Annotated in this window: 3 protein-coding genes and 1 pseudogene; all 4 read left to right on the top strand. The window is 72.7% G+C overall.

Annotation, left to right across the window (positions count from 1 at the left end):
• On the top strand, positions 1-672 hold a 672-nt coding region (locus tag EAO75_RS47830; protein WP_261989592.1), incomplete at its 5' end, for a tetratricopeptide repeat protein.
• A 49-nt stretch (positions 673-721) separates the two neighbouring features.
• Positions 722-799: pseudogene (locus tag EAO75_RS47825) on the top strand (peptidoglycan-binding protein); the annotation flags it as partial.
• A gap of 142 nt (positions 800-941) precedes the next feature.
• Entirely contained in the window at positions 942-1,586 is a 645-nt protein-coding gene (locus EAO75_RS38430; RefSeq protein ID WP_147999710.1) for a SurA N-terminal domain-containing protein, read from the top strand.
• Positions 1,587-1,915: 329 nt separating this feature from the next.
• On the top strand, positions 1,916-2,908 hold the full coding sequence (locus EAO75_RS38425) for a nucleoside triphosphate pyrophosphohydrolase (RefSeq protein ID WP_147999709.1): 993 nt from the start codon (positions 1,916-1,918) through the stop codon (positions 2,906-2,908).
• The last annotated feature ends 248 nt before the right edge of the window (positions 2,909-3,156 follow it).

Below are 3,156 nucleotides of genomic sequence, written 5' to 3'. Positions count from 1 at the left end.
CGGTCATGGAGGCCGGGGCGATGGAGTCGATCGTGGCTCCGGCTCGGGCGTGCACGCACCCCCGCACCGCAGCCGGCGCCCGCCACGCCCGTCCCTCCGGCCACCGAGAAGCCGGACGTCGCGCGCGCCGTCGACGAGGTCAAGCGCCTGCTCGGCGAGGGCCGTATCACCCAGGCCGTCGACATCCTGGGCTCGATCCTGCCCACCGCGGCCGAACAGCACGGCGAGCACTCCCCGGTCGTGCGCACCTTGCGCAAGCAGTACGCGGCCACGCTCATGGACGACGGCCAGTACCGGCGCGCACTGCCCGAACTGCGCCGCCTCGCCGACGAGCGCGCCGGCGAGGCCGGTCAGGCCGACCCGCAGGCCCTGCGCTTCCGCTACGACGTCGCCCAGTGCCTGGAACAGCTCGGCCAGCCCGCCGCCGCGCTCACCGAGTACCGCGCGCTGCTGCCGTACTACGAGAACCAGTACGTCTCCGGCGACCCCGAGCTCGCCCACGACGTACGCCGCCGCATCGGCCACCTCCTGCTCGCCGTGGGCGACCGTCCCGCCGCCCATGACACCCTGGCCCGCCTGCTGATGGACGTCGAGCGCCTGCACGGCCCAGGCCACCCCGTCGCGGCGGAGGTGCGGCGCACCCTGCAGTGGCTGGGGCAGGTGCGCGGCTAGTTTTTGCCGCGGGTTGAAGGATCTTTGCGGCCCCCCGCGGGTTCGTTGCAGTAAGGAGACGCGGGGCGGCTACGCGATCACCGTGGACCGTGACGCCTGGGACAGACCGGTGGCCATCACGGGCTGACCCCCGCATGGCGGCGTGCGCGGTGCCCGAAGTCCTGGTGAATCGTTGGTCCAATGGGTTGGCCAGAGCTTGCCCACTGCCTACCATCGATCACCGCAAGACTTTGTGCACCGTCGCACAAGCTCTTCCTCGGGAGGTCTCCTTGCACCGCCGCCGTCGCACCGCGCTCCTCCTCTCCGCCGCGATCGTCGCGGCGCCTTTGCTCACCGCCTGCGGAAGCGACGCGCACCCCGGTGCGGCAGCCGTCGTCGGCGGCCAGCGGATCACCGTCTCGCAGCTGGAGAACAGGGTGAGCGAGGTACGCGAGGCCCAGCGCGCGGCCGTACCGGACGAGGCCGCATACGCGCAGGTCATCGCCAAGTCCGGCAGCCTCCCGCGCGACGTCCTGCACAACATGGTCCTCGACGAGGTGCTGCACGAGGCCGCCCAGGACGCCGGGGTGAGCGTCACCCGCAAGGAGATCCAGCAGATGCGCGCCGACCTGGAGGGCCAGGTCGGCGGATCCAAGGCCCTGGAGACCGCCTGGCTCCAGCAGTACGGCATCCCGCCGCAGCGCCTCGACGACAACCTCCGCCTCCAACTGGAGGCGCAGAAGCTCGCCACCAGCCTCGGCACCGACACCGGCAAGCCGGCCTTCTGGAACGCCCTGGCCGCGGCGTCCAAGAAGCTCTCCATCGACGTCAACCCGCGCTACGGCACCTGGGACGTCCAAAAGAGCAGCCGGGCGGACGCGAAGACGCCGTGGGTACGTGAGGTGACGGCGGCGGAGACACCGCAGGCGATGTGACGACCGGCTGGGTCCGCCCCCGCCCCCGGTGGTGAGGGACGGCGGCACGGTCCGGGTTTCGCCCCGGCTGCGAGGGACGGCGGCACCGCCCGGACTTCGCCTCGGCTGCGAGGCGCGGCGGCACCGCCCGAATCTCGCCCCGGCCCTGAGGGACGGCGGGGCACGGCCGGACCGTGCCCCGGCCGTGAAGGAGAGCGGCCCGGACCTCGGCCCGGTCGTTGGAGACGGCGGCACAGCCCGGACCCCGCCCCCTGTGGACAACCCCGGAGCCGCCGCCCGGCCTGTGGATAACTCAGGGGGTCGTCGGTCGGTTGGGTTACGTTCGGATCGTGAACGCAACCAGTCCCGAAGCCGCCGCCCCCGGCCGCATCGTCCTGCTCACCACCAGCCACCGCGTCGCCCCCGGCCTGCTCTCCTGGCCCGCTTGGCAGGCGCTGCGCTCCGCCGACCGAGTGCTGTGCGCGGACGGCGCCCATCCGCAGCTGCCGTATCTGCGCGAGGCCGGGATACGTCTCGACGAGGCCGCCCCGACCGCCGAGGAACTGATCGACGCCTGCGCCGGCGGCCACACGGTCGTGGTCGTGGCGACCGGCGAGGGCGAGCCCGCGCTCACCGACGGCCTCGCCCGCCTCGCCGGCAGCGGCCGTGTGTCCATGCCGGATCTGGAGCTGCTCCCCGCCTCCTACGACCTGCCGGGCGCCCGCCTCCTCGACCTCGTCCAGGTCATGGACCGCATCCGCGTCGAGTGCCCGTGGTCCTCCCAGCAGACCCACAAGGGCCTGGCGAAGTACGGCATCGAGGAGGCCTACGAACTCGTCGAGGCGATCGAGGACGGCGACCGCGACGAACTCCGCGAGGAACTGGGCGACGTCCTCCTCCAGGTCGTCTTCCATGCCCGCATCGCCGAGGAAGGCCGCGCCGAAGACGGGGAGGCCCCCTTCTCCATCGACGACGTGGCCGCCGGCATCGTCACCAAGCTCATCCACCGCCACCCCCATGTCTTCGGCGACGAGACGGCGACGACCCCCGAGGAGGTCAAGGAGCACTGGCTGCGCACGAAGGCGGCCGAGAAGCAGCGCGAGTCGGTGACGGACGGCATCCCACTCGGCCAGCCCGGCCTGGCCCTCGCGGCCAAGCTGGCGTCCCGGGTCCGCACGGCGGGCCTGGACGTCCCGCTGCCCACCGGCGAGGGCCTCGGCTACGAACTCCTCGCGATGGCGGTCCGCGCCGAGGCGGCAGGCGTGGACCCGGAGGCGGCCCTGCGGGTGGCGGCACGGGCCTACCGGGATGCCGTGCGGGCTGCGGAGGGGGTGTCCCCCTAATACGGCGGGGGTCCCCCTTGATACGGCGGGGGTCCCCCTTGATACGGCAGGGGTCCCCCCTTGATACGGCAGGGGGTGCCCCTTGATACGGAGGGGGTCCCCCTTGATACGGAGGGGGTCCCCCCTTGATACGGCGGGGTCCCCATTAATAGGACGGGCCCCCTAATGGGGCGCGGGGGCCCGACCGGCAACGGATACCGTCAAGGAGTGACCAACCAGCCCACCCCCACCCCCACCGGCAGCAGCAC

Origin of the sequence: Streptomyces sp. UW30 (assembly GCF_008042075.1) — a bacterium.
In the GTDB taxonomy this organism is placed as follows: domain Bacteria; phylum Actinomycetota; class Actinomycetes; order Streptomycetales; family Streptomycetaceae; genus Streptomyces.
Note: the sequence above shows the minus strand (reverse complement) of the source record. Positions and strands in the feature narration are given on the sequence as shown.